This window comes from Streptomyces massasporeus (assembly GCF_014648995.1).
In the GTDB taxonomy this organism is placed as follows: Bacteria; Actinomycetota; Actinomycetes; order Streptomycetales; family Streptomycetaceae; genus Streptomyces; species Streptomyces massasporeus.
Genome location: NZ_BMSE01000060.1, coordinates 1 through 1,431, shown reverse-complemented (window position 1 = coordinate 1,431; position 1,431 = coordinate 1). Strand labels below are relative to the sequence as shown.

The following is a 1,431-nucleotide window of genomic DNA, read 5'->3' as shown; positions in this document are numbered from 1 at the left end:
TCTTGGTGCGCTTGTCGTTGTTGTTGTAGTCGAAGTCGGTCTTCTTGCCGTCCGGGGCGACCAGGTAGTCCAGGCGGCCGGCCTTGTCCCAGGTGTAGTCCGTTGTGCCGGTCGGGTCGATGTAGTGGTCGACCTCGCCGCCCGGGGTGTAGGCCAGCGCCGTCTGGGCGCCGTTCTGCAGGGTGCGGACGCTCTCGCGGTTGAGCTTGTCGTAGTCCCACTTCGTGGTGCCTGAGGCGTCCGTGCGGGTCCTGACATTGCCGTCGCCGTCGTAGGCGTAGGTGACCGTGGCGTTGGTGGAGGACACCTTCGTCACGCGGTCACGGTTGTCGTAGACGTAGACGGTCTTGATGCCGCGTCCGTCGGTGACGGTCTCCACCCGGCCGAGCGCGTCGTAGGTGTACTCCGTCTTGCCCAGCGGCGCCGGCGGGGTCACGGTCTTGAGGTTGCCCTTGGTGTCGTACGCGAAGGAGGTGACCTTGCCGCCCGCGTCCTTGGCGGTGCAGCGCTGGCCCTCGAAGCCGCCGCAGGTCGGGGTGTCCTTGTTGTAGGTGTACTCGCGGGTGCCGCCGGCAGTGCCGGACGTGGTGACCGACATGGTGTTGCCGTTGGTGTCGTACTTGAAGGTGTCCTTGCGGCCGTCCGCGCTGGTGAAGTCGTTGGGCAGATCGGTCCCGGCGACCGTTTGATACGCCGTCACGGACGCCGTCGCCCCGAGCGGGAGCTTCTGGGAGACGGCGTTGTTGCGGCCGTCCCAGCCGTAGGTCGTGGTGTTGCCGCCGGTGCCGTCCGCTCCCGTGCCCATGGCGTCGATCGCGGTCTGCCGTAGGTGGTTGGTGTACTTGGCGTGGCGGGAGTGGTTCAGAGGGTCGGTGACCTTGGTGACCTCGCCGTCCGCGTTGTGGGCGTACTGCGTCTCGTCGCCCTCGGGGTCGGTGACTGTCGTCGTGCCCGCCTCCGACGGGGTGGCGGCCGTGTAGTCGTAGCGCCAGGTCGGACCGATGTGGCCGCCGTTGGTCACCTCGGTGGCACGCTGCATGGAGGTGACGCGGTTGTGGTCGTCGTAGGTGAACAGGGTGACGGTGCCCTCGGGGGTGGTCACCTTGGTCAGGCGGCGTGAGGAGTCGTACACGTAGGCGGTGGCCTTGCCGTCGGTGTCGGTGACCTTCGCCAGGTTGCCCGCCGGGTCGAGGTCGAACACGGCCGTGCGGCCCGTGTGGTCCTTGGCCTGCCACTGGCTGGCGTTCGTCTTCACCAGGTCGATCCAGCGGCCCGAGCGGGTCTCGGTGAGTTTGAAGCCCTTGTGCTCGCTGCCGTCGTCGTGCTGGTCGACAGTGATCGTGCCGTCGTTCCTGTCCGTGACCTTCGTCGGCGTGCCGTGCTCGTCGAAGGTGTCCTTCGTGCCCGACTTGCGGTCGGTCAGGGTGTAGG

The 1,431-nt window shown here is 67.4% G+C and carries 1 pseudogene; it reads right to left on the bottom strand.

Features of this window, described 5'->3' with window-relative positions:
* A pseudogene (locus IE153_RS41205) lies at positions 1-1,431 on the bottom strand (RHS repeat-associated core domain-containing protein); the annotation flags it as partial.